17 protein-coding genes and 1 rRNA gene are annotated in these 25,261 nt (G+C 74.1%); 7 read left to right on the forward strand and 11 right to left on the reverse strand.

The features are described 5' to 3' along the window. Positions 1–25 precede the first annotated feature (25 nt). On the forward strand, positions 26–1,102 hold the full coding sequence (locus AB0B83_RS11020; protein WP_357577997.1) for a PHP domain-containing protein: 1,077 nt from the start codon (positions 26–28) through the stop codon (positions 1,100–1,102). Here AB0B83_RS11020 and AB0B83_RS11025 read toward each other — a convergent pair. Further along, on the reverse strand, positions 1,087–2,091 hold the full coding sequence (locus AB0B83_RS11025) for a DMT family transporter (protein ID WP_357577998.1): 1,005 nt from the start codon (positions 2,089–2,091) through the stop codon (positions 1,087–1,089). The genes AB0B83_RS11020 and AB0B83_RS11025 overlap by 16 nt on opposite strands. A 124-nt stretch (positions 2,092–2,215) precedes the next feature. Here AB0B83_RS11025 and AB0B83_RS11030 point away from each other — a divergent pair, with 124 nt between their 5' ends. Together AB0B83_RS11030 and AB0B83_RS11035 are read left to right on the forward strand one after the other, a co-directional pair. Next, positions 2,216–2,809 carry a Uma2 family endonuclease gene (locus tag AB0B83_RS11030; protein WP_357578014.1) on the forward strand — a complete coding sequence of 198 codons (594 nt, stop codon included), beginning with the start codon at positions 2,216–2,218 and terminating at the stop codon, positions 2,807–2,809. A gap of 52 nt (positions 2,810–2,861) precedes the next feature. After that, on the forward strand, positions 2,862–4,532 hold the full coding sequence (locus AB0B83_RS11035; RefSeq protein WP_357577999.1) for a DUF885 domain-containing protein: 1,671 nt from the start codon (positions 2,862–2,864) through the stop codon (positions 4,530–4,532). A gap of 58 nt (positions 4,533–4,590) precedes the next feature. On the opposite strand, the gene AB0B83_RS11040 is transcribed toward AB0B83_RS11035, so the two are convergent. The 5 genes from AB0B83_RS11040 to AB0B83_RS11060 all read right to left on the reverse strand — a co-directional run bounded on the left by AB0B83_RS11040 (position 4,591) and on the right by AB0B83_RS11060 (position 14,191). Beyond that, positions 4,591–5,571, reverse strand: coding sequence for a hypothetical protein (locus AB0B83_RS11040; protein WP_357578000.1), 981 nt, complete (start codon positions 5,569–5,571; stop codon positions 4,591–4,593). Positions 5,572–6,293: 722 nt separating this feature from the next. Next, positions 6,294–7,313, reverse strand: a complete 1,020-nt coding sequence (locus tag AB0B83_RS11045; protein WP_357578001.1) for a DUF3068 domain-containing protein — start codon at positions 7,311–7,313, stop codon at positions 6,294–6,296. 67 nt (positions 7,314–7,380) lie between these two features. Next, positions 7,381–8,202 (reverse strand): methyltransferase domain-containing protein, encoded by an 822-nt coding sequence (locus tag AB0B83_RS11050; protein WP_357578002.1) that lies wholly within the window; start codon positions 8,200–8,202, stop codon positions 7,381–7,383. Beyond that, positions 8,202–12,527: an alpha-(1->3)-arabinofuranosyltransferase gene (locus AB0B83_RS11055; protein ID WP_357578003.1), complete on the reverse strand. Its 4,326-nt coding sequence runs from the start codon at positions 12,525–12,527 to the stop codon at positions 8,202–8,204. The genes AB0B83_RS11050 and AB0B83_RS11055 overlap by 1 nt, the downstream gene beginning before the upstream one ends. Beyond that, positions 12,524–14,191 carry a substrate-binding and VWA domain-containing protein gene (locus AB0B83_RS11060; protein WP_357578004.1) on the reverse strand — a complete coding sequence of 556 codons (1,668 nt, stop codon included), beginning with the start codon at positions 14,189–14,191 and terminating at the stop codon, positions 12,524–12,526. The genes AB0B83_RS11055 and AB0B83_RS11060 overlap by 4 nt, the downstream gene beginning before the upstream one ends. A 252-nt stretch (positions 14,192–14,443) precedes the next feature. On the opposite strand from AB0B83_RS11060, the gene AB0B83_RS11065 reads away from it, so the two are divergent. Further along, positions 14,444–15,601 (forward strand): glycosyltransferase family 4 protein, encoded by a 1,158-nt coding sequence (locus AB0B83_RS11065; protein ID WP_357578005.1) that lies wholly within the window; start codon positions 14,444–14,446, stop codon positions 15,599–15,601. Between the two features lie 98 nt (positions 15,602–15,699). On the opposite strand, the gene AB0B83_RS11070 is transcribed toward AB0B83_RS11065, so the two are convergent. After that, positions 15,700–15,864: a hypothetical protein gene (locus tag AB0B83_RS11070; RefSeq protein ID WP_157747273.1), complete on the reverse strand. Its 165-nt coding sequence runs from the start codon at positions 15,862–15,864 to the stop codon at positions 15,700–15,702. Next, positions 15,861–17,579: a hypothetical protein gene (locus AB0B83_RS11075; RefSeq protein ID WP_357578006.1), complete on the reverse strand. Its 1,719-nt coding sequence runs from the start codon at positions 17,577–17,579 to the stop codon at positions 15,861–15,863. The genes AB0B83_RS11070 and AB0B83_RS11075 overlap by 4 nt, the downstream gene beginning before the upstream one ends. A 135-nt stretch (positions 17,580–17,714) precedes the next feature. On the opposite strand from AB0B83_RS11075, the gene AB0B83_RS11080 reads away from it, so the two are divergent. Next, positions 17,715–19,610, forward strand: coding sequence for a hypothetical protein (locus AB0B83_RS11080; protein WP_357578007.1), 1,896 nt, complete (start codon positions 17,715–17,717; stop codon positions 19,608–19,610). Positions 19,611–19,625: 15 nt separating this feature from the next. On the opposite strand, the gene AB0B83_RS11085 is transcribed toward AB0B83_RS11080, so the two are convergent. After that, complete coding sequence (locus tag AB0B83_RS11085) at positions 19,626–20,381, reverse strand: FkbM family methyltransferase (protein ID WP_357578008.1); 756 nt, start codon at positions 20,379–20,381, stop codon at positions 19,626–19,628. A gap of 156 nt (positions 20,382–20,537) precedes the next feature. Here AB0B83_RS11085 and AB0B83_RS11090 point away from each other — a divergent pair, with 156 nt between their 5' ends. Further along, positions 20,538–21,785 (forward strand): polysaccharide biosynthesis protein, encoded by a 1,248-nt coding sequence (locus AB0B83_RS11090; RefSeq protein WP_357578009.1) that lies wholly within the window; start codon positions 20,538–20,540, stop codon positions 21,783–21,785. Between the two features lie 17 nt (positions 21,786–21,802). Here the strand turns inward: AB0B83_RS11090 and nudC are convergent, their stop codons facing one another. Next, positions 21,803–22,723, reverse strand: a complete 921-nt coding sequence (gene nudC, locus AB0B83_RS11095) for an NAD(+) diphosphatase (protein WP_357578010.1) — start codon at positions 22,721–22,723, stop codon at positions 21,803–21,805. Positions 22,724–22,902: 179 nt separating this feature from the next. Here nudC and AB0B83_RS11100 point away from each other — a divergent pair, with 179 nt between their 5' ends. Continuing rightward, positions 22,903–24,717 (forward strand): VanW family protein, encoded by a 1,815-nt coding sequence (locus tag AB0B83_RS11100; RefSeq protein ID WP_357578011.1) that lies wholly within the window; start codon positions 22,903–22,905, stop codon positions 24,715–24,717. 439 nt (positions 24,718–25,156) lie between these two features. On the opposite strand, the gene rrf is transcribed toward AB0B83_RS11100, so the two are convergent. After that, positions 25,157–25,261, reverse strand: a 5S ribosomal RNA gene (gene rrf / locus AB0B83_RS11105); the annotation flags it as partial.

Genomic DNA, 25,261 nt, shown 5'->3' on the forward strand with positions numbered 1-25,261 from the left:
GGCGCGGAGGCGTATTTTCCATGGCATGAGCGCCCGGGACCCCATCGCCGACCTGCGCCGGATCGCCTTCCTCCTGGAACGGGCGAACGAGGCGACCTACCGGGTCCGGGCGTTCCGCTCGGCGGCCACGGCCCTCGGCGCGCTGCCGGGGAGGGAGCTGGCCGAGCGGGCTCGCACCGGCAAGCTCACCGAGCTGTCCGGGGTCGGCGACGTCACCGCCCGCTGCGTGGCCGAGTCGCTCGCCGGCGAGGAGCCGGTCTACCTGCGGCGGCTGCTCGCCACGGAGGGCACGGACCTGGACGAGGCGGCCACCGCGTTGCGTACCGCGCTGCGCGGTGACTGCCACACCCACTCCGACTGGTCCGACGGCGGCTCACCCATCGAGGAGATGGCGCTCGCGGCGGTCGAGCTGGGCCACGAGTACGTGGTGCTGACCGACCACTCGCCCCGCCTGAAGGTGGCCCGGGGACTGACCGCCGACCGGCTGCGCCAGCAGCTCGACCACGTGGCGAAGGTCAACGAGGCGCTGCCGGAGGGATTCCGGATCCTGACCGGCATCGAGGTGGACATCCTCGCCGACGGGTCGCTCGACCAGGACGAGGAGCTGCTGGCCCGCCTCGACGTGGTGGTCGGCTCGGTGCACAGCGGCCTGAACGACGACCGGGCGAAGATGACCCGGCGGATGCTGACCGCGATCGCGAACCCGCACCTGGACATCCTCGGCCACTGCACCGGGCGGATGGTGTCGTCCCGGCCCGCCGGGGTGAAGGGGCCGGGCGACCGGGCGCACCGGCCGCGTACCCGGGCGGAGAGCGACTTCGACGCCGACGCCGTCTTCGCCGCCTGCGCCGAGCACGGGGTGGCCGTCGAGATCAACTCAAGGCCGGAGCGGCAGGACCCGCCGAAGCGGCTGATCCGCCGGGCGCTGGAGGCGGGCTGCGACTTCGCCGTCAACACCGACGCGCACGCGCCCGGCCAGCTCGACTGGCAGCGGTTCGGCTGCGAGCGCGCCGCCCTGTGCGGGGTGCCCGCCGACCGGGTCGTCAACACGTGGGACGCCGACCGGCTGGTGGACTGGGCCCGCGCTCACGCCACCGGCTGACCCGCCTGCCGGCGTACCTTCTGGGCGGTGCCCTCGCGGCGGCCCGCCGGCCCGGCGACGTCGACGGGTGCGGGCCGGCGGCCGATCAGGCCCTGGGAGACGGCGACGCCGAACAGCACGACGAGCGCGCCCACCGGCTGGTGCCAGGTCAGCCGCTCGTCGAGGGCCAGGGCGCCGATCAGCACCGCGAACACCGGCACCAGGTAGGTCACGGTGGAGGCGGTGCTCGCCCCGGCGAGCCGGATGTTGCGCAGGTTGATGACGAAGGCCAGGCCGGTGCCGAGCGCGCCGAGCGCGAGCACGCTGGCGAGCACCTCGGCCGAGAGACCGGTCGGCGCCGGGGGCGCCCCGGCCACCAGCGGCGCGACGACCGCGAGCTGGGCGGTCGCGACCAGCAGCTGCGCCGCCGAGAGGGAGAGCCCGGAGTGCGCGCTGCCCGCGACGAACTTCTTCTGGTACGGGATGGCGACCCCGTAGCAGGCGGCCGCGCCCAGGCACATGAGCTGCCCGGTGAAGTGCGCCCCGCCCACGCCCTGCCAGACCCCGAGCACCACCAGCACCCCCGCGAAGCCCAGCGTCATCCCGACCGCCCGGCGTGCGGTCAGCCGCTCGGTGCGGAACACCAGCACGGCGAGCGGCAGCACGATGAGCGGGGTGGTGGCGTTCCAGATGCCCGCGAGCATCGACTCGACGCGCTGCTCGCCGTAGCCGAAGAGGGTGAACGGCACGGCGACGCCGAACGCGGCGACCACGGTCAGGTGCGCCCAGACGCGGGGCTCGGCGGGCAGCCGGTCGCGGAGCACGGCGAGCACCACCAGCAGGGTCACCGCGCCGGCGCCGACCCGGTAGAGGGTGAGGTGCAGCGGGTGCAGCTCACCGATGCCGATCTTGATGAACAGGAAGCTGGAGCCCCAGATGGCGGCCAGTGCGAGGAACCCGGGCAGCCAGCTCCGCAGCGCCGCCCGGTCAGGAGTGGAATCCACTGTCACCCCTGACACTCTGCCGCAGCCGTACGACGAAGTCCTGCGACTTCCTCCACGCCGTGTCGACCACCACAGGAACCGCCTACGCTGGTGACGCGTTGACCACCTGGAGGAGGTGCACGCCGTGGCGATGCCGATGCGTTTCGACCCGCTCGTCGACCTCGACGGCATGTGGACGACCCAGTTCGCCGACCGGTACCTCCCGTTGCCGGGGCTACCCGATGCGCGCTACGAGTGCATCGACGGGAGGTTGGTCATGACGCCCGCCGAGGTCGGCACGAACAGCTACGGCGAGATAAAGCTCGCCCGCCTTCTGTCACCCGCCGCGGAGACCCACGGGTTCTACGTGTTCGGGCAGGTGAACCTGACCTTCTCGCCGCGGCGCTGGATCCAGCCCGACGTCACCGTCCTGCACGCGCTGCCGAAGACCGACGAGGAGGACCGGTGGATCCCGGCCCACCTCTGCACGATGGCGGTGGAGTTCGTCTCGCCCGGCAGCCGCCGGCAGGACTTCGTCGACAAGCCGATGCGGTGCGCGGAGGGACGGGTGCCGTACTTCCTGCGGGTCGAGCTCTCCCGCCGGCTGGGGCATGCCCAGGCGGAGCTCTTCACCGTCGGCAAGTTCGGCGGTTACGACACCGTCGCCAGGGCGGTCGGCGGTCGACGGCTCTCGGCCGACCTGCCGTTCCCGATCGACTTCGACCCCGCCGACCTGCTGCCCTGAACACGCAGAACGCGTTCGACAACCTGGCGGTGCCCTCACGTAGGGTCGCAGCGTGGGACGAATCGATGACCTCGCGAACCGCTACGTGGCCGACTGGGCGCCGCTGAGCCCGATCGGCGCCACCTACGTCGGCATCGCCGGCTACGACGACCAGCTCGACGACCTGTCGCCCGACGGCTACACGGCCCGGGCGGAGCTGACCCGGCAGACGCTGGCCGACCTGGACGTGACCGAGCCGGAGTCGGAGGCGGAGCGCACCGCCAAGGAGGCCATGCAGGAACGCCTCGGCCTGGACCTCGCCCGCTACGACGCCGGAGAGGCGAGCAGCGAGGTCAACGTGATCTCCAGCGGTCTGCACGAGGTCCGCATGGTCTTCGACCTGATGCCGACCGAGGGCGACGACGCCAAGGCCCACGTGGCGGCCCGGCTCAACCGCTTCGCGAGCACCCTGGAGGGCTACAAGGCGACGCTGCGCGAGGCGGCCGCCGCCGGCCACGTCAGTGCCCGGGTCCAGCTCGTCGAGGTCGCCAAGCAGTGCGACATCTGGGTCGACCCGGACGGCGACAACTTCTTCCACGGGCTGGTCGAGCGGCTGGGCGCCGACGGCACCCTCGGCGCCGAGCTGCGGCGGGGTGCGGCGGCGGCCACCGCGGCGACGGCCGAGTTCGGCCAGTTCCTCCGCACCGAGCTGGCCCCGCTCGGCCGGGAGAAGCAGGCCGCGGGTCGCGAGCGCTACGAGCTGGCCTCGCAGTACTTCCTCGGCGCCAGGGTCGACCTCGACGAGACGTACGCCTGGGGGTTCGAGGAGCTGGCCCGGTTGGAGGCCGACATGCGCGCGGTGGCCGGCCGGATCGTCGGCCCCGGCGCCACCATCGACGAGGCGGTCGCGGCGCTGGACGCCGACCCGGCCCGGACGATCCGGGGCAAGGAGGCGTTCCGGGACTGGATGCAGGCGCTCGCCGACAAGGCCATCGGCGACCTGCACGGCACCCACTTCGACATCCCGGAGCAGGTACGCCGCATCGAGTGCTGCCTCGCCCCGACCAGCGACGGCGCGATCTACTACACCGGTCCGAGCGAGGACTTCTCCCGCCCCGGCCGGATGTGGTGGGCGGTGCCGCAGGGCGTCACCGACTTCTCCACCTGGCGCGAGGTGACCACCGTCTTCCACGAGGGCGTGCCGGGTCACCACCTCCAGGTCGCGCAGACGGCCGTCCGGGCCGAGCTGCTCAACCGCTGGCAGCGCCTGCTCTGCTGGGTCTCCGGGCACGGCGAGGGCTGGGCGCTCTACGCGGAGCGGCTGATGGACGAGCTGGGTTACCTGGAGGACCCGGGCGACAAGCTCGGCATGCTCGACGGGCAGGCGTTCCGGGCCGCCCGGGTGATCGTCGACATCGGCATGCACCTGGAGTTGGAGATCCCGAAGGACAACCCGTTCGGCTTCCACCCCGGCGAGCGCTGGACGCCGGAGCTGGGCTGGGAGTTCATGCGGGCGCACTGCCGGGTGCCGGAGGAGAACCTGCGTTTCGAGCTGAACCGCTACCTCGGCTGGCCGGGGCAGGCCCCCTCCTACAAGGTGGGCGAGCGGATCTGGCTCCAGGCCCGTGACGAGGCGAAGGCGCGCAAGGGCGCCGACTTCGACCTCAGGGAGTTCCACCGCCAGGCGCTCGACCTCGGCTCGCTGGGGCTCGACCCGTTGCGCAAGGCGCTCGCCCGCCTCTGAGGTGGGCGGTGCGGGGCCGGAGGGACACCGGCCCCGCACCGGGTGGTGGGGAGTGCGGTCAGGGAAGGGTCAGCTTCAGCGCCGGCTGGGCGGTCAGCGCGTCGCTGCTGACGTACGCCAGGTCCATGGCCGGGTCGGTGAAGGTGACCGGCACCGGTGACGTGACCGGGAGGCCGTCGGGGAGCGGCAGGTCCGGCGTCAGGGTGATCTCGACGCCGAGCAGCCGCCCGACGAAGCGGGTGGCGTAGAAGGCGACGTCGCCCCGCACCGTCAGCTCGTCCGTGGCGAAGCGCATCGTCCGGCCGGCCGGTCCGGGCGCGCGGAGCAGGAAGTCGTCGGTGACCGCCCGGTCCATCGTGAACTTCAGGGCCCGCAGACTGCCCTCGGCGGTGGGCAGGTCGACGATGCCCTCGAACCGCAGCCCGTACATCGTCACCTTCGAGCCGGTGAGCTTCGACGGAACCGCCGCCACCACCGGCTGCCCGGGATCGGGGGCGATCCGCGGCAGGGGCTCGCCCGGCGGCGTCTCCCCGATCGGGCTCGGCTTCGGACCGGCCGGGACGCACCCATGGTCGGGGTCGGTCGGCTGCTCGCCGGGCTGTCCGGTCGGGGTGGGGCGGACGCTCGGGCTGACGGTCGGTGTGCCGCTGGCGGTCGGCGTGGGGCCGAGGCTCGGCGTGGCCGACAGCGTCGCCCCTGCGGCTGCCTTCTCGTCGTCGTCCCGACCGCCGTCGAAGAGCTGCCCGACGCCGTCCAGAATGCCGCCTCGCGAGGGCGACGGGCTGGGAACGACCGGGGCGGCGGCCGACGCGCTCAACGTGCCGGCCGGGGCCGGCGGCGTCCCGCTCGGACCGGGAGTCGTGGTCGGGCAGGCGGGAGCCAACGACGCGGCCGCACCCACCGGCGTCGGGCCGGGGGCGGTGAGGGCCACGGCGGCCGCCAGGCCGAGCAGCACCGGAAGCACCGCGTACGAGCTGTGGCCGCGCCGCCCGCCGCCCGACCGGGAGGGCCCGTCGACCGGTCCGGCTTCCACCGCCATCGGCCGGGCCCACCCGGCGCGCGCCGACAGCGACTCGGCGGACACGGCACCGACCGGCATCGGTCCGGCGTCGACCGGGACCCACTCGACCGGCGCTGGTCCGGCAGGGACGGCGTCGACCGGGGCCGGTTCGGCGGGTGGAGCGTCGGACAGGGGAGACGGGACGGGACCGGCGTCCGGCATCCTGGCGGAACCGGCTGGGAGCATCGCCGCGAAGCGCTGCCACCGGGTATGGCCCTGGTTGTCGAACCGATCCTGCACGGGTCTCCTCCTCGGCGATGTCGCGCAGACGGCCGGTCGGCGACGTGGCGGCCCCGCACCTGCCCTCGCCCCTGTTACCAGCGGGTAACGAGTGTGCCGATGATGCTGCTCCTGCGCGCCACGGCCCACAAGCCCCCGGCCACCCGCAGGCGGCTCCCGATCCGCACGAGGAGGCACCCCGGTGACCCAAAGTGGACGACGTCGACCCGCTGACGCCCAGATGAAGCGACCATGCCAGACATATGCCGCATGGACCGATCACCATGAGTAGTGGTCAATCGATGCATCACGATTTAGTAACGGGGTCGTCGCGCACCGCAGACGGCGAAGGGGCGGACCGCCCCGGTCCACCCCTTCGCACGACGGTCAGCGCTGGTCAACCTCAACCTGACCCGCTGCTGGCGTCAGACCCGGCGCCACCGGATCACGCCACTTCGTCGACACCGGGGATCCTCAGTCGCTCAGCGACCCGGGACGGCGGGCTGCTCGGCCGTCACGTCCGCCCGGTGGCGCGGCTCCGCGGCCGGCTGGGCCGCGCCCCGCCGGGCCACCAGCACACCGGCCGACGCCAGGATCAGGCCCAGCAGCACCAGGCCGATCGGCGCCCACACGCCGAGAAGGGTGAGCTTCTGCCGGCTCTCCTCCGCCCGCTTGACCGAGGCGGCGATGGTCTCCTCGTTGTACGAGAAGTCGGCGTCCAGCAGCGTGGCCGGCGCGCCGATGTCCGGCACCAGCGTCTTGCGCTGCACCTCGCGCACCTTGAGGAACGAGCCGGTCACCGGGTCGATCCAGACGGTACGGGTGTTGCTGTAGACGACCTTGCCGCTGGTCGCACCCGGCGCGAGCGTGCCGAGCAACAGCTTGACCCGCTCGGCCGCCAGGTTCAGCTGCTCGTCGGTGATCACCTGCTCGTAGCGGTAGGACTCGACACCCTTGATGTCCTCGGTGCCCTTGAACTCCGCCGGCCGCACGTCCCGCAGGTCACGGTCGTAGATCTGGTAGGTCTTCTTCTCCGCGCCAAACGGGAACTTGTACATCTGGCCGGAGAACTGCACCTTCTCCCGCGTACCGGTGTCGTCCAGGTACTGGTTGTTCCAGTCGAGCGCGGAACCGGAGACCCGGTCCAGGGCCAGCGCCAGGCCGTACGCGCTGACCAGCTCCTTGGAATCCGTCCGCTCCACGGTCTGCCCGACCTGCCAGACGACGGCCTTGCCGTCGAGGTCACCGGAGAGTTCACCGGTCGTCTTCGCGTCGGGCGAGACGCGGACGGTGGACTTGAGGTCGCGGCGGTTGATCGCGATCTTGCCGTTGGTGATCTGGAGGAAGGTGGCACCCTTCGCCTCGGCGACCGAAGTCGACGCCTCCAGATCGTAGGGCAACTTGGACATCGCCGGCTTGACCACGAACACAAGCCCGGCGGCAAGCGCCAGGAGCAGGATGCCGCTGCCGAACAGCACGGCACCTATGGCGCGGTGCTTCATGTTTCCTCCCCGGAGGACCTAATTTTCGCCGCTGTCGATGAGAGTTGGCCGCGAGGTTACTACCAAGTCACATAGCGACGCGACCCCCGGCCAGCTCTGTTTTTTCCGCCGCGCCGCCCGGTTCCGCACCGGTCCGACGCAGGACGAGCAGGAGGTTCCACGCGGCGACCTCCCGGACGCCGGGAATCCGGATGACCCACCGCCCCCACCAGGGGTGGTAGCGCGGCAGTGCGTCGAGCAGCTCCACCTCGGCGTTGCCCCGTGCCCAGCGCAGCGTCTGGGCGATCGAGGTCGGGTGGAGCGTCTCCCGGAACCGGTTCTTCGGAGGGCGGCCGTTACGGCGCTCGTAGCGCCGCCGGGCCCGGTCGCCACCGAGATAGTGCCAGGGGGCGGTCTCGTGCCCGCCCCACGGCGACAACCAGGGGGTGAACGACACGAAGAGCACCCCGCCCGGCCGGGTCACCCGGACCATCTCGTCGAGCATTCGGGTCGGCTCCGCGACGTGCTCCAGCACGTTCGACGAGAACGTCACGTCCACGCCGCCGGAGCGCACCGGCAGGGCCGTACCGCTGCCCCGCAGCATGCCGGCGACCGCGTCCCCGGCCGCCGAGAAGTCGCCCACGTCGGGGTCGAGCCCCACGTAGCGGGCACCGGCGGCCCGGAAGGCCGCCGCGAAGTAGCCGGGGCCGCCGCCGACGTCGAGCACCGTCCGGCCGGCGAGCGGAACGTAGCCGGACACCTGGCGTACGGAGTCCTGAGCGAGCAGGCCGTAGAAGTGGTCCGGGTCGCTCTGCTCGACCAGGAAGGCCCGGAACAGGGCCACCGACCTGCCCAGCGTGGCGAACCGGCGACGCGCCGCCCGCCCCGTTCCGTCCTGCGCTGCGCTCATCACGCCACCGTCCCGTCCTCGTCCCGTTCCGTGGCTACGGCCGGCCGCCCGTCCCTGGCGCTCGGCGTCACATCATCCGCGTCGGCCGTACCCGTCCTCGCGCGGGGGACCTCCGCCGGCCGAGCCGCGCCCTCCGGCGCGACGCCGGGCACGGGAAGCACCGCGGCGACCACCGCCCCGACGGCGACGAGCATCGCCCCCTGCACCCACGGGCCGTACGCCCACTCCTGCCCGTGGCCCTGCAACCGGCCGGCCACCGTGGTCACGGTGGCGAAGCTCAGCGCGCCGAACACCACCACCGGAAGAGCCCGGCGGGTGAGCTGCCGCAGCAGCATCGCGGCCAGCACGCTGGCCACCGGCAGTACGCCGCCCAGCACGGCGAGCAGCACCACCAGCAGGACGGCGGTCGCCCAGACGGGCCCCTCCGCCGGAACCGTCACCGACAGGGGTGGCAGGGCGTCGGCCACCGTGCGTCGCCGTACGGGGAGCAGCGCCAGCAGCAGCACCCCGAACGCCGTCGCCGCCCCCGCCACCAGCCCACCCCGGTACGTCCGGTCCGGGGCGAACGTCAGGTGGACCTCCCCGGCTTCACCGGCGGGCAGCACCCACGCCTGCTGCCAGCCGTCGACCCGGGTGGCGGTCAGCGGCCGACCGTCCACGGTGGCCGTCCAGCCTGCGTTCGCGTTCTCCGGCACCACCAGCAGCGCCGTGTCGCCGGCCGCCACCCGCACCCGCCGATCCGTCGGGTTCCAGTCGAGCACGGCCACGTCGCGGTGCCGGGGCGCGGCCTGCGCCGCCTCCGGACGCAGCGCGGCGTCCTGCACGATGAACCCGTTCGACGGGGAGGTCGCCAGGCGGTGCCCGCCCGCCCGGAGGTCCACCACCGCGCCGGTGGCGCCACAGACGGTGACCGGCAGCGGCCGGCCGTCGAGCACGTCGGCGAGGGTTCCGGCGACTGACGTGTCGTAGCGGAGTCCGTCCAGCTCGACGGCGGGCCCCGACCCGCACCGCTCGACGATGCGCGTCGCCCCGACGATCGGGCGGAGCAGGTCTTCCAGGCCGGGGATCTGCACCTCGGCGATCCCCACGGTCGCCGTCCAGCCGTTACCCCGCCGGTCGGCCACCCGCTCGGCGGAATCCCGCACCACGACCTCGATCCGGTCCGTCCGCACCGCCGGGAAGCGCACCACGCCGTCCGCGCCGACCCGCAGCACCCGGTTGGCACCCGGGGTGCGCACCTCGACCGATTCCGGCAGTGAGCCGACCGGCAGCTCCGCCGGACGCAGCCGCACCTCGGCGATCCGGCGCGGCTCCGACCAGCTCAGCCGAAGGGTGGGACGCAGGTCGTCGCTGTCGGCCAGCCAGGCCGTGCCCGGGTCGCCGTCGATCGCCGCGTACGCGGCCACGGCCGCGTCGCCGGCCAGGTGGGAGGAGGCGGTGGCCCGCACCGGCACCCCGGACAGCGTCCACTGCCCGCCGGGCCGGGGCACGGCGGTCATGTCCAGCCGGAACGTCCCGGGGGCCGCGCTCTGGAACACCCGGTCCACCCCGAGCGGCTCCTCGCCGGCCCGGGCCAGGAACCGGTCGCACCGGATCACCGTCCCGGCGGGCCGGAGGCCGGAACCGGTCGACGGCACGGCGTCCGAGCCTGCGGCGGCGACCGGGAAGCAGGCGGGGCGGTCGGCCGGCCCTCGGCTGAACGACCAGGCGACCGGTCCGACGAAGCCGGTCGGGATGTCGGCCGGGGTGCGCAGCGCCCGTCGCGGGGCGGTGCCGGGGATGACGAGATCGCGGATGCCGACCCCGCCGTCGAGCCGCCCACCGGCGACCGCCAGCACCGTGACGCGTACGCGGCTCGTGGAGCCGGGAAGTGTGTAGTACGAGTGCGCCCCCAGCGCCCGGGCGACCTCGTGGTCCACCGAGCCCCGGTCCGTGGTGAGCCGGAACCGGGTCACCGGCCACCCCACCCCGAGGTCGTCGACGAAGTTGAGCGTGACGCGTTCGACCTCGCGCGGTGTGTCCAGGTCCACCTCCAGCCACTGACCGACGGGCCCGGCCAGGGGCGCCGAGTGCCAGGCGGTGCGCTCGTCGCCGTCGACGGCCGCGAAGGGCAGGTGCGACGGGTCGGCGGGGGCGAAGCTGTCCACGAAGCTGATCGCGCTGGAGGCGTTGACCTCGCGTACGCCCTGGTAGGTGGCGACCGTCTGGTGCTGGTCACCGGGGAACGGCAGCAGGTCCAGGGCGACGCGGCCCTGCCGGCTCGCCTCCGCCGCGGTCAACGTCTGGCTGAGGTTGTCGCGGACCCGGCCGATGTCACGCTCGCGGCGGCGCAGCCCGTCCGTCACGATCCACGACTCGTCGCCGCCGTCGCGGAAGCCGGCCCGGTCCCCGGCCAGCACCACCGGCCGGTCCCGCTCCACCAGCCCCTGCTCCAGCAGCGGCAGCAGTGACTCCGGCCCGCCGCTGACCGTCGGCACGTCTGCGGCGAGCACCGCCGAGGCGGTCGACACCGGGCGCTGCACCTCGTACACCTCGACGGCGGGCAGCGGGCCGGCGGCCTCGTCGACCGGGCTGCCCGGCGTACGGCCGAAGGAGGTGGTGCTGCCGAAGGTCGCGACCCGCGTGATCCCCGGCGACCCGGCGAGCGCCTGGCGCAGTGCCGCCACCGGCGGCGCGTCCACCTGCGTGCGGTCGATGTCGTTGCGCAGCAGCAGATGCCGGAACCCGGAGCGGGCCAGGAAGTCGGCGAGGCCGGCCGAGCCCCGGCCGTGGGCCAGGACGGACTCGACGGTGTCCATCATCCGGGTGTTGCCCGCCGAGCCGAGCGGGATCTGGTGGCGCACCGCCCAGGGCGCTCCGGCCAGGGCCTGGAGCGGCTCGTCGACGGAACGCCCCCACTCGTACTGGCCGAAGCCGGAGCCCGGCACCATCAGGGTGCGGGCCAACGCGTCGCGCTCGGCCAGCCACGTCGCCGCCGCCCGCCAGTGCGGCGGCAGATCCGACCAGCCCGGCCCGGGCCGCAACTGCCCAAGCCAGGCCGGCGCGGCGGCCCCCAGCACCAGCAGCAGCACCGGTACGAACACCAGCGGGCGCAGCCGGCGGGAGAGGCGGCCGGCGGCCCGGTGCAGCCGGGTGGCCCACGCGTCGACGCCGTGCGCGAAGCCGAGCATCAGCGGCAGCCGCAGCACCGGGTCCAGCTTGTGCACGTTGCGGAACGGCGCCAGCGGGCCGTCCAGCAGGTCCCGCACCGGCGCCGAGAGCGGGCTGTCCAGGCTGCCGACGTAGCCCATGGTGAGCAGGGTCAGCCCGGTGAGGAAGCCCAGCACCAGGAACCGGCGCTCGGGCAGCAGGTTGCCGGCCAGCCCGGCCAGGCCGACCAGCGCCACCACCGCGGTGAGCGTCATCAGCACCGGGTTGTCGATCAGCAGCCAGCCCGCCGGCCACCACGGGTCGCCCTGCACGATGTACGCGACCCACTGGTTGGTGCCGCGCACCGCCTGGAAGAGCGAGGCGACGGCGGTCGTCGTGGTGGACGACTCGATGTAGTCGAGGAACGGCAGGCTGTACTCGCCAAGCAGCAGCAGCGGCACGATCCACCAGAGGCAGACCCCGACGACGCAGAGGCACCACCAGCCCACCAGCCGCAGGTGCTCGCGGTCCCAGCGGCGGGTGAGCAGCCAGACCCCGGGCAGCAGCAAGGCGAGCAGCACCACCGCCGCGTTGATCCCGCCCATGCCGAGCACGGCCAGCGCGGAGAGCGCGGCGGCCCGTCGCGGGGACCCGATCCGCCGTACCAGGACCAGCGGCAGCAGCACCCAGGGCAGCATCGCGGCGGAGAGTGTCTCGGAGGAGAGCGCGCCGATCTCGGTGAGGATTCGGGGCGCCAGCGCGTAGCCGAGGGCGGCCGCGTACCGGGTCGGTTCGGTGCCGACCCCCAGCGCCCGGGCCAGCCACAGCAGGCCGTAGAACGCGGCGGCGAGGAGCAGCGCCGTCCACAGCCGCTGGGTGATCCACGGCGGTATGCCCAGCAACTGCCCCCCGGCGAAGAACGGCCCCATCGGGAACAGGTAGCCGTACGCCTGGTTCTGCAGCTCCCCCGAGGTGGCCTCCGGGTTCCACATGTGCAGCGCCCGGGCCATGAAGTGCACCGGGTTCGCGGCGAGGTCGAGCTTGGTGTCGAAGGTGACCTGACCGGGTCGCTGCACGAACGCGAGCACGGTGAGCAGCAGCAGCGACAGGGCCGTGCCCGGCGCCCCGCAGACGGACCGGACGGCCCGGCGCACCGGGCCGCCGGGGTGTCGGGGCCGGGAAGGGTGCGGGTTCACCGTCGGCACTCCGGGGGAAGGCAGCTCAGATCCGCGAGCGCGGAGAAGAAGATCTGGCGGATGCCGCTGGGCTCGTCGGTGCTGAAGACCCGCCCGCCGGTGACCTTGACGATCGACTTGAGGTCATCGGCGTCGATGTCCTTACCCAGCCCGATGAAGACGATCGGCAGCGGCTGGCGCGGATCCTGCAACTCGGCAAGCTCGGTGAGGAACCGGGCCCGGCCGATGCTCTCCCCGTCCTCGTCGCGCCCGTCGGTCATGATCAGCACGAGGTTGATCCGCCCGGGTGTCCAGTACCGCCGTGCGTCCCGGTACGCGGCCAGCGTCGTGTCGTACAGGCCGGTGCCGCCCTGGGGCTTCACGCGGACGGCGCCCAGCCGTTCGACCAGCCGCTCCCGCTGCGTCGGGTCCAACGGCGCGACCGGCAGGATCTCCTGGTGGTCCCGGTCGCCGTCGACCTTCGTGGAGAAGACCCACACGCCGAGTTCGCTGTTGTCGAGCAGCAGGCCGGAGCCCTCCCGGGCCGCCTTGAGCGTGGCCTCGAGCCGGGTCTCGTCCGAGCCGGGCACCTGGGCGGCCATCGAGCCGGAGATGTCCAGCACGGTGAGGATGCGGGCACTGCGCTGCACGCCGCTCCACCCGGTCAGCGCCTCGGTGACGACCTCGTCGGCGGGCAGCGGCACCGGTTGGCGTACCTCCGGCGACAGCCGGCCGTCGCGGGGGATCGCCGGCGGGAAACCGGCTGCGGTGCGGAAGCCGTACCCGCTGAGCAGGTCCCGCGCCTCGACGGTGTGCAGGTTGGTCAGAAAGCGCGCGGCGGCGTCCCGGACCGGACCGAGGGCGGCGGGCAGCACCACGTACGGCAGGTCCAGCGCGGGGACCGCCACCTCCGGGTACGCCGCGACCAGCTTGTCGTCGCCGGCCAGCGCGTTGTGCACGAGCATGGCCTGCTCGCTGGTGGCCACGGCGTCGGCCTTGCCCGGCAGGGCCGACCCGACCGGCAGCGTCCCGCCCGCGGGGGGAGTGAACGTCCGGTCGGCGAGCCGGCGCAGCACCGCGGCGACCGTCCCGGCCGGGTCGTCCTCCCCGGCGGCCAGGCCGCGCACCCCGAGTACGGCCCCGACCCCGACCGGGTCGACGGCCGGGTCGGGCAGCCCCACCTTGACGGCGGCGGCCTTCGGACCGACGGTGGAGCGCCAGGTCAGCTGCCTCGCCGGCCACCCCAGCCGGCGCGCCGCCGAATCGGCCACCGCGAGCACGACCGGCGTGCTCGCCACCGACGTGCCCTGCGCGGGCACCTCGAAGGCGCCGGCCGCGCGGGCCCGGAGCAGCCAGAACGTCGACTCCGGCACCCACGCGTCGGCGACGTCCACGCCCTCGGCCACCTGCGCGGCGACGGCGCCGGACTCCTGGGCCTGCACGGAGATCGTGACGCAGGGCTGCGTGCCGACGCTGGCCCGGACGATGCGGTCCAGGGCTGGCGCGATCACCGGGGCCGCGGCGACGCGGAGCTGGACCCGCTCCACGCACTCCGGGACGCTGCGGTCGGACCGCAGGTACGCCGCCGTGGCCCAGCCGGCCAGCAGCAGCGCGAGCGCGGCGCTGAGCAGCACCACCGGCGACCGCTGGAAGAGGCCCCGTACCGCCACCGGACCGTTGCGCACGCCCGGTCACCTCCTCGTCGTCGCCGGAACGAAGGGCACGTCCGCCCGCAGGTCGCGCCGCGTGGCGCGGAGCGACGCCCGCCACCGTACGCAGTCGCGCTGCACACCCTGCCAAGGTTTCCCGTTGCCGGCAAACCCCTGGCGACCGGCCGTGACCGAACCGTCGCCGTCCCGCCGACCCCATTGCGGATGTGACCCAGGTCGCCCTAGTGTGGCGCGAATCGAGCTTCATTACCCGCCGGTAGGAGTAGCGTGGACAACTCCGACACCCCCGCGCGCCACGTGCTGTTCCTCAACTGGCGCGACACCGCCAACCCCGAGGGCGGCGGCTCTGAGGTCTACGTCGAGCGCATCGCCGCCGAACTCGCCGCCGCCGGGCACCGGGTCACCCTGCTCTGCGCCGCGCACGACAATGCCGGCCCGGCCACCACCACGCCCGAGGGCGTACGCGTGCTGCGACGCGGCTCCCGGATGACGGTCTACGCCCGGGCGGCGCTGACCTGCCTGGCGGGCCGGTTCGGCTTCGGCCCCCTGAGCCGGGGTGGTCTCGGCCGGCCGGACTTGGTCGTCGACGTCTGCAACGGGGTGCCGTTCTTCGCCCCGCTCTACGCCGGTCGCCCGGTGCTCGCCCTGGTACACCACGTGCACCGGGAGCAGTGGCCGGTGGTCTTCGGTCCGATGATGGCCCGGCTGGGTTGGTGGATCGAGTCGCGGCTGGCGGTCCGGCTCTACCGCCGCTGCCGGTACGTGACGGTGTCGGAGGCGAGCCGCGCGGAGCTGGCGGCCCTCGGGGTGGACGCGGACCGGATCGACGTCGTGCCCAACGGGACGCCTCCGGTGACCGGCCCGCCGCTGCCCCGCACGCCGCACCCGTCGCTGCTGGTGCTCGGCCGGCTGGTGCCCCACAAGCGGGTGGAGATCGCCCTGCGCACGGTGGCCGAACTGGTCACCGAACTGCCCGACCTGGAGCTGGTGGTGGCCGGCCAGGGCTGGTGGACGCAGCCGCTGCGGGAGCTGTCCGAGTCGCTCGGCATCGCGAGTCATGTCCGGTTCACCGGTTTCATCAGCGAGGACGAAAAGCACGCGGTGCTCTCGTCGGCCTGGCTCGCGCTGACCCCCTCGCTCAAGGAGGGCTGGGGCCTGACCATCGTGGAGGCCGCCGCCCGGAGCACCCCCACCGTCGCGTTCCGCTACGCGGGCGGCGTCGCCGAGGCGATGATCGACACCGAGACCGGGCTCCTCGTCGACGACGAGCGGGAGTTCACCGCCGTGGTGCGCGAACTGCTCGCCGACGACGTGCGGCGCAAGGCGATGGGTGAGGCCGCGCTGCTGCACGCGGCCCGCTTCAACTGGACGGCCACCGGGGCGCGGTTCGCCCACCTGGTGACGCAGGTGACCACCCGCCCCTGAGCGCGCTCCCGGCACCGGGGATCCGGCGTCAGGGACGACGGCCGACGCCGGGCACGACGAAGGGCGCCCGCATCAGCGGGCACCCTTCCTGCGTTGGTTCAGCGCGTGCCGTACAGCGGAGCCTCGGTTCCCTGCTCACTCACCTTGGTGTTGGCGGCCTCCTTGGCGGACGGGCTGAGCGCATTCGCCAGTCCGACGCTCCCGAGCAGGCCGAGCACGACCCCGAGTACCCCGACGGCGACGAACGCGGGCAGGTTCCTCATCCACCTTCTCCTTCCGCGGGACTCGCGTGCCGGGACGCTACCACGCGGTAGCCTGCCCGCGCAGCGCCCGAAAAAACAATCCCCACCACGATCGTTGCGGTCAAGAGGTGCGCCCACCCCACCGGGCCGGGCCGGGCCGGGGCTGGCGGCGGCGTCCAGTCCGGGTTCTCGTAGAGAGTCAGATCCTTTCCCGTGTAAACGGTCCGCAGCCCGACCAGCGCCGCCGGGGCCGGGGCCGGGCCGGCCGCCCGCTGCACCAGCACCCACCGGGAGCCGGTGCTCGACAGGGGCGCACCGGCGGCGAGCACCTCACGTACCTGGGCAGCGCGGCGGTCCTCGCCGGCCACCGCCAGGTCGCCGACCCGCAGCGTGTCGTCGATGAGCACCGGCACGGCGAGGTACCGAGGCGCCGGATCGATCACCACCTGCCCGTGGTGGTTCCACGGGTGGCTCTGGTACTCCTGGAACGGCAGCGAGATCACCTCGCCCGGCCGCTGCGCGGTCAGCCGCGCCACCGTCGCCCAGTCCGCCGGCCAGGCCACCGGGTGGAGCCGGCCGACGCCGCCGAGGGCCAGGTCGGGCAGGAGCGCCACCGGCAGCAGCGCCGCGCCGACCAGCGTCACTGCGGCGGTCGTCGCGTCGAAGCGGGCCGCCAGCCGGTCCGCGATCCGTTCCGCGCCGAGCGCGCCGGACACCGCCAGCGCCAGCGCGTACGGCACCAGCAGCTTCTGACCGTCGCGGAACAGGCCGGCGCCGGGCACGTTGGCGACCAGCCAGCCGAGCAGGTCCGCGCCGCCGGGCAGCACCCCGACCGCCGCCGCCAGCCAAGAACCGGCGGCGAGCAGGCCGAACCGGCCGACGACCGACGGCGGCCAGCGCCGGCGCAGCAGCACGACGCCGTACCCGACGACGGCCAGCAGCAGCACCGTGGCCAGCGGCACCAGCACGACCGCCCGGGAGGCGGGGGTGCTCTGCCCGTTCCAGATGCCGCCGGTGCCCGCCAGGGCCACCAGCGGGCCGGCCCAGTTCTCCGCGCGCGCGGCGAACGCCACCACCCCGGCGGGATCGGACCGACCGGCGTGGGCGGTGACGAACCCGGCGACCAGCCACGGCGCGTTGAGCAGCATCGTCAACCCCACGCCCAGCACCGTCGATCGGGCGGCCGCCGGGTAGCGCCCGGGCAGCAGCACCGCGACCGCGGCCAGGGCGAGCACTCCGCCGGTGGGCGTGATCGCCGACGCCGACGCCGCGAGCAGCAGCCGGCGCAGCCCGCCGCGGCCCGCCCGCACGTCGAGCGCCGCCCGCACCAGCCAGGGCAGCGCGGCGTACGCGACCAGCAGCCCCCACTGCCCGATGAGCAGCCGCTCGGCGAGATACGGCGTCCAGGCGTACCCGACGGCGGCCACGACCCGGACCGCGACCCGGCCGGTCGGCACCAGCCGGGCGGCGCCCAGCGCGGCCAGGTACACGATCGCGCACAGCACCAGCCGTTGCAGCAGCCAGCCGGGCACCACCTGGCTGGCCAGCGCGACCACCGCGTCCTGCGGGACGGCCCGGGGCAGCGCGGTGGCCGGGGCGATCGCCTCCCAGCTCAGCGCCTGCCGGGGCACGAAGACCATGTCGTAGCGGAGCACGTAGCCGGGCAGGGCCAGCGGGGCCAGCGCCACCACCGTCACGGCGGCGGCCACGCCGTGCGGCACCAGCCGTTCGCGCATCCCCGACCTCACCACTGCCCGGGCGCGACGACCGCCGCGCTGGTGGCGGCCACTGTACGCGGATCTGCGCGCGGGGACCGAACCATCCGTTGGCCTGATGGGAACAGCGGCCGGCGGTGTGGCAGTCTTCCCGCCATGGCATCGACCGGGTCCGAAAGGGCCGCCCAGCCTGACGAGAGCGGACTGATCGGCGGCTGGGTACGCGCCGACCCGGTACGGGCCATCGGCGTCGCCATGATCGTGGCCAGCCTGGTGTGGCGGGCGCAGCTCGCCTCCCGGGGCCACCTCGCGGTCGACGACTGGGTGCTGGTCTCCCGGGCGGCGGAGGCCGACCTCACGCCGGGCTTCCTGCTCACCCTCTACAACAACCACTTCATGCCGGCCGCCCTGCTGCTCACCTGGGTGGTGACCCGGGTGGTCGGCCTCGCCTACTGGCCGTACGTACTGCTGATGACCGCCGGCCAGGCGGTACTGGCGGTGGCCTTCTTCCGGCTGCTCCGCACGCTCGTCCGGCCCGGCCTGGCACTGCTGGTGCCGCTCGCGATCTTCCTATTCAGTCCGCTCACCCTGGAGGCCGGCACCTGGTGGGCAGTGGGCGTGAACATGGTGCCCATGCAGCTCGCCATGGTGCTGGCCATCGGCGCACAGCTGCGCTACGTCCGCACCGGCCGCCGCCGGCACCTGGTCAGTCTGGCCCTGGCAGTGGTGTTCGGGCTGCTCTTCTTCGAGAAGGCCCTGCTGGTGGTGCCGCTGGTCTTCCTGTTCACCGCGTGCCTGCTCGTCGACGGCCCGCCGGTACGGGCGGTGTGGGACACGGTGCGCCGCTACTGGCCGTCGTGGGCGGTGCTCACCGCCGTCTCGCTGAGCTTCGCCGGGCTCTACCTGACCCGCTCGGAATCTTCCCTGCGCCAGCCGGACTCGCTGAACGAGGTGTTCTCGTTTCTGTGGCAGCTGCTCGGCTCGACCGTCGTCCCGGGCCTGCTCGGCGGGCCGTGGGGATGGATGGCGGCGGGCGACGGCGCTCCGGTGACCGCGCCGCCGGAGCTGGGCCGATGGCTGTCCTGGGCCGTCTTCCTGGCCCTGGTCGTGCTGACCGTACGCCTGCGTCGCACCGCCGGGCGCGCCTGGGTGCTGCTCGGGGCGTACCTGGCCCTCGTGGTGGCCCTGCTGGGCGCGACCCGGCTCGGCTCGGTCTACAGCGACGTGGCCGGTTCCGTGCCCCGGTACGTCACCGACGTGGTCGTGGTGGCCGCGCTCTGCGTCGGCGTCGCGCTGCTCGGCCTGGCTGCCCCGGTCACGGGGCCGGCGGACGGTACGACGGGGCACCTCGCCGACGGGGAGCGAGAGGCGGGCGACCGGCGGCCGGAGTGGCTGACCCGGTACCGCGAGACGGCCAGCACCCTGATCGTCGTCGTGCTGCTCGCCGGGGGTCTGGGCACGGCCTGGAGCACCGCGCGGTACGGCGACGAGTGGGCCGTGAAGCGGGGCCTGGCCTACCTGGAGACCGCGCGTGCCGAGCTGGCCGCGGCCCCGCCCGGCACGGTCTTCCTCGACCGGCCCGTCCCCGAAGGCGTGGTGCCCAACCTGTCGGCGCCGTACAACCGGCAGTCGAAGTTCTTCCAGGCGCTGGAGGACGGCCCGGTCTTCGTAACCGGGGCGGAGGAGCCGGCGATCTTCGACGACCAGGGACGCATCACCCCGGTCCGGGTCGACGGTCCCGCCGTCCCGCCCGGCCCCGACGAGGGCTGCGGTTACAAGATCCTCGGGGGGCAGACGATACGGCTGCCGCTCAGCGCACCGCGCGACGACTGGTTCTGGGTGGTCCGGGTCGGTTACCTCAGCTCCGCCGACTCCACCGCCGTCTTCCGGCTCGGCAGCAGCGCCCGGGAGTTCCCCGTCAAGCAGGGCCTGCACCAGTACTTCTTCGAGTTCACCGGCGGCGGCGACACCGTCGAGCTGACCGTCCCGCGCCACGGGGTGACGATCTGCACCAACGAGGTCGTCGTCGGCACCGCGGTGCCGCGGCAGTGAGCCTGCCGGGCACGGTCACTCGGGACGGAACAGGACCGAGTTGACGTAGCGGGGGCGGGGCCAGAGCACCCGGCGGGCGAAGCTCTGCCCGACCCGGGCGATCGCCGCGCGCTGGTGCCCGCCGAGGTCGAAGTCGGCCAGCGGCACCCAGTCCCGCCCTGGCAGCACGTACCCCCGGTAGCCCCAGCCGGCGAGCAGTTCCAGCAGCGGGCCGACCGGCTGGATGCGCTCCTCCACCTCGATGAGCAGCACCGGCCGGTCCCGGCGGACCGTCTCCGCGGCGCCCCGCAGCGCCGGCAGCTCGTGTCCCTCGATGTCCAGCTTCACGAAGCGCACGTCGGTCAGGCCGAGCGAGTCGAGCGTGATCCGCCGGACCTGCACCGGGTCGCCCTGCCGCGGGTCCTCCAGCGAGGAGGTGCCGACGATCGCCCCGCCCTCGGGCAGGTAGAGCGATGCGGTGCCCTCGTGGTCCGACACGGCCGCCTCGACCACCTCGACGGCCGGGAACGCCGCCCGCAACTGTCGGGCCAGCGGCGGGGTGGGCTCCACCGCGACCACCCGGTCGGCGCACCTGAGCAGTCGCGCCGTCCACGGGCCGTACCAGGCACCGACGTCCACGGCCGTGCCACCGCGCGGGACGAAACCGGCCAACCGGGCCAGCTCCGGCTCCACCCGGGGGTAGACCCGCCGGATCGCGGCCGCGACGAACCGTTCGGGAAGGACCGAGGCCAAACCGGAGGTGGCTGCGGAGGCCACGTGCGTCGACGCCATGGGCCAGCACACTAGACGCCTCCCGGCCCGATGGGCAGGGGGCTGACGCAAGACGCTACTGACCGGTACCGTCACCCGGGGTCCGGCCCGTTCCGGCCGCCCCGCCGGCCGCGGCGCGCACCGCCCGCGCCGGACAGCAGCGCGACATGGGGTGACATGACCCGGACGACGGGCAGAGAGGCCGGAGCCGTCCGGCTCGGCGCGGCGGGCACCGCCGTCATCGTCGCCACCATGCTGACCAACGCGCTGGCCTACCTGGTCCCGGTCCTCGGGGCCCGCAGGCTGGCCGCCGCCGAGCTGGGCGCGCTGGCCACCGCGCTCGCACTCGCCGCCATCGCGGCCGTGCCCGGCTTCGGGCTCCAGATCGCGGTGGCCGCGCACCGCGCCCGGTGGGGCGCCACCAGCGCCGCCAGCCTCGCGCTGCGCACCGCCGCGCTCACCGCCGGCGTCACCGCGCTGGCCGCCCCGGTGCTCAGCACGACACTGCGCCTGCCGGTGGCGCTGACCCTGCTGCTCGCGGCGACCACGTTCGCCACCGTGCTGGCCGGCCGGTGGCTCGGTGAACTCCAGGGCGACCAGCGGTTCCTGCGCCTTGCCGCCGCGATGACCGTACTCGCCGCCGGCCGCTACGGCGGGCTCGTGCTCGGGCTGGCCCTCGGCCGGGGGCCGGTCGCCTGCCTGCTGCTCGCCACGCTCACCGGGCTGGCCGTCCTGCCCCTGCTGGTCCGTCTCGCCCGCCCGGTGCGGCCAGCCGCGCCGGCCCCGCGCACGGGCGCCCCGGCCGCCGTGGTGGACCGCCGGCTGACCGCCAGGCACGTCATGACGGCGTGCGGTGCGTCGTTGGCGATGCTCACCATCTCGTACGCCGACCTGATCCTCGCCCGCCAACTGCTGCCCGACGACGCCTCCGGCGGGTACGCGGTCGGGTCGGTGCTCACCAAGGGCGCGCTCTGGGCGCCGCAGGTGGTCACCGTGCTGGTGCTGCCCCGCCTCGCCCGGGGCGACCGACGGGCCCGGGTCGCCGCGCTGGGGCTGATCCTGGCCTGCGGCGCGGTCCTGGTCGGGGCCTCCACGTTCGCCGGCGAGCTGGCGTTCCGCCTCGCCGGTGGGGCGGACTACCTGCACCTGGCCGGCGCAGCACCGCTCTTCGCCGCCGTTGGCGCCCTCTACGCGGTGGTCTTCATGCTGGTCAACGACCAGGTGGCGACGGGTGCCCGGTGGCCCGCCGCGCCGCTCTGGGCGGCCACTGCCGTCCTCGCCGGGACGGCCCTGCTTGTCGCGCCGCGCACGGTCGAGGGCATCCTGGTCTGCGCGCTCGCCACCGCCGTCGCCACGGCCACGGTGATGGCCTGGCTGGCCTTCCGCCGCCCCCCGGTCGGCCCTATCCGGCCCGGCGGCTCCTAAGATGCCGGCCGCGGCGGTCAGGCCCCGGCGGCGAGCCAGGAGCGCAGCAGGTGGTGGTCGATCGAGTCGGCGCGGCCCAGCGGCCGTCCGGCGGCCGCCCGCTGGCGCAGCTCGTCCCGGGTGAACCAGCGCGCCTCCAGCAGCTCCTCGCCGTCCACCCGCACTTCCTCGGACGCGGCGGTGGCCCGGAAGCCCACCATCAGGCCGGCCGGGAACGGCCACGCCTGCGAGCCCACGTACGCCAGGTCGGTCACCGTCACCCCGGCCTCCTCCGCCATCTCCCGCCGGACGGCGTCCTCCAGGCTCTCGCCCACCTCGACGAAGCCGGCGAGCGTCGAGTACGACCCCTCGGGCGCGCCCGCGTGCCGGGCGAGCAGGCAACGGTCGGGGACGCCGGGCGCCTCGATCAGCACGATGACGGCCGGCTCGATCCGGGGGAAGAGGAGCCGGCCGCAGTCCGCCCGCGTGCACGACCGGACGTGTCCGCCGCCCCGGACGACGGTCGACGCCCCGCACGTGCCGCAGAAGCGCTGCTGCCGGTGCCAGTGCAGCAGGCCCCGCGCGTACGCCTGGACGGCCGCCCCGGCCGGGTCGAGCCGGCCGACCAGCGCCCGGACGTCCACGGCGGCGCTCGCCTCCGCCACCTCGACGGCGGCGGCCTCGGGCAGCCCGGAGAGGTCGACGGCGAAGACGGCAGAGCCGTCGTCCATACCCAGGAAGACGGTCTCGTCGGCGACGGTGAGCGCCTTGGCCGCCCGTTCCCCGGTCAGCCGCACCGGCACGTCCCCCGCGACCAGGCAGCGGTCCCGCCAGAGCGGCAGCAGGGTGCTCGCCGGGTCCGCCAGCAGGGCGGCGAGCCGCTCCGGGTCGGCACGCAGCTCCCCCGCCCGGTCCAGCCAACCGCCCCCGTACGCCAGGACCGCCTCGTCCGCTCCCATGTTCCCTACCGTGCCATGCCCGCCGGCCGGACCGACGACCGGCCGGTGTCCCCCGACACGCCGGGCGACACGCCGCGAGCGACGGGTGGGGCGCTGGCTCCCGCCCCGCCGGGGCGCCGGTTACCGTAGGTGTCTTCCGGGCGGAGGTGCGCTCCCCCGTTGTGGTACGTCCGATCGAGGTGACCGTGACGCTGTACGGCGAGAAGACTCCACCCGCCGACGACCGGCCCACCGTGCAGGTCAAGGCTGTGACCTGGCCCGGTGACGAGCCGGAGCCGGTCGCGCCGGCGGGCCGCCCGGGCGGGTCACGGTCCCGCCGGATCCGCCTGCTGCTGGCCGCCGGGGCCGCCACGGCGGTGCTGGCCTCCGTGGCGGGGGCGGGCGCCTACGCGTACGCCGGTGACGTGCCGCGCGGGACGACGGTGCTCGGCGCGGAGCTGGGCGGCCGGAGCCGCGCGGACGCCGCCCGGGAGCTGCGGGCGGAGCTCGAACGCCGGGCCGCCGCCCTGAACGCCCCGCTGTCGGTACGCGTCGGCGAGCGGAACGCCACGATCGACCCTGCCACCGTCGGCCTGGCGGTCGACGTCGACGCCACCGTGGCGGCGGCGGCCGAGGCCGACGCGCACGCCGTCGACCGGCTCGTGGGGTCCCGGGCGGTGCAGCCGGTGGTGACCGTGGACGCCGCCCGGCTCGACGCCGCCCTCGAGAAGGTCGTCGGCGACCAGGGCCGGAAGATGACCATGCCGGCGATCACCTGGAAGGGCACCACGCCGAAGGCGGTGCACCCGAAGCCGAGCCTCGCCCTCGATCCGGAACGCTCCGCGCAGGTGGTACGGGAGGGCTGGCTCGCCGGCCAGCCGGTGACCGTGCCGCTGGTCGAGACCCATCCGGCGACCACCGCCGAGGAGGTGGACCGGCTGGTAGCCGAGTTGGCGAAGCCGGCCGTCGCGGCCCCGGTCACGCTGACCACCGGCAAGGGCTCGGTGCAGATCCCGCCGAAGGCGATCGCGCGGAGCCTGCGGTTCACGGCCGACAAGGCCGGCAAGCTGACGCCGCAGGTCGACGTGAAGCGGCTGCGGGCCGCGCTCGGCGACGACCTGGCCGCGATCGAGGTGCCGCCGAGGGACGCCCGGATGACCATCTCCGGCGGCAAGCCGAAGGTCGTCGACGGCAAGCCCGGGCAGCAGCTCGACAGCGCGGCCCTCGGCCGCGACCTGCTCGCCGTCCTGCCGAGGGCGGACGACCGGAAGGTCACCGGCGAGCTGAAGCCGGCGGAGCCGGAGCTGACCGCGGCGAAGCTGGCCGGGTTGGGCATCAAGGAGCGGGTCTCCACCTTCACCACGCACTTCACCGGTGGGCTCTCCTCGCCGCGCAGCCAGAACATCGTCACGATCGCGAAGGACGTGGACGGCACGATGGTGCTGCCCGGCGAGACGTTCTCCCTCAACGGGCACACCGGCGAGCGCGGCTACGCCCAGGGCTACCGGGACGCTCCGGTCATCCTCGACGGCAAGCTGGTCCCGGGTGTCGGCGGCGGCACCTCGCAGTTCACCACGACGCTGTTCAACGCGACGTACTACGCCGGGCTGGAGGACGTCGAGCACAAGCCGCACTCGTACTGGTTCAGCCGCTACCCGGCGGTCATCGAGTCGACCATCTTCTGGCCGGACCTGGACTTCAGGTTCCGCAACAACACCGAGCACGGCGTCCTGATCGACACCTCCTACACGTCGAGTTCGATCACCGTGTCTATCTGGAGCACGAAGATCTGGGACAGCGTGAAGACCGAGTACACCCCGCGCCGCAACATCACCCAGCCGAAGACGGTCTACCTGGAGCCCGGCCCGACCTGCATCCCGGCCGGCGGCAGCCAGGGTTTCACCCAGGACGCCTACCGGGTGTTCAAGAAGGACGGCAAGGTCGTGAAGCGGGAGAAGTTCACCTGGCGCTACTCCGCCGAGCCGCGCTTCATCTGCGGTCGCGAGCCGTCCTGACGGCCGCCTGACTCCCGCTCCGGGAAGCCCCGCCGGCCACGTCGCCAGCGGGGCTTCCCCCTGTCGTACGCGCACCGCGTCACGGCCGTCGTAAGGTGCCGAACATCGTCCCTGCGCCTGGCGCCCGCGCCCCGTCCGCGGTGCCGACGCGAGGCGATGTCGGGCCGAGTCAGCCCTCGCTGGCTCTGGTGCTGGCTCTGGTGCTGGTGGGGCGAACCTGAACGGCTGTCACCAGGGTGCCGGGGCTCTCACCGTGGTCGTGTCCAGCTGAGGGCCTGACGCCGTTGGCCGGTGTACCCCTCGGGGGCTGCTCCGGTAAATGGGGCGTTGGCGGGGTTGGCGGCGGCGGAGCGCGATGGGCGGCTGCTCGAAAGCCACGAAATGAGCCGTAAAGCAGTTCAGGGCCACCCCCTTCGGGGTGACCCTGAACTGAAAGATTGTCCGGCGGCGTCCTACTCTCCCACACCCTCCCGAGTGCAGTACCATCGGCGCTGGAGGGCTTAGCTTCCGGGTTCGGAATGTAACCGGGCGTTTCCCCTCCGCC

Source organism: Micromonospora sp. NPDC049060 (genome assembly GCF_040649055.1).
GTDB classification, from domain to species: Bacteria; Actinomycetota; Actinomycetes; order Mycobacteriales; family Micromonosporaceae; genus Micromonospora; species Micromonospora reichwaldensis.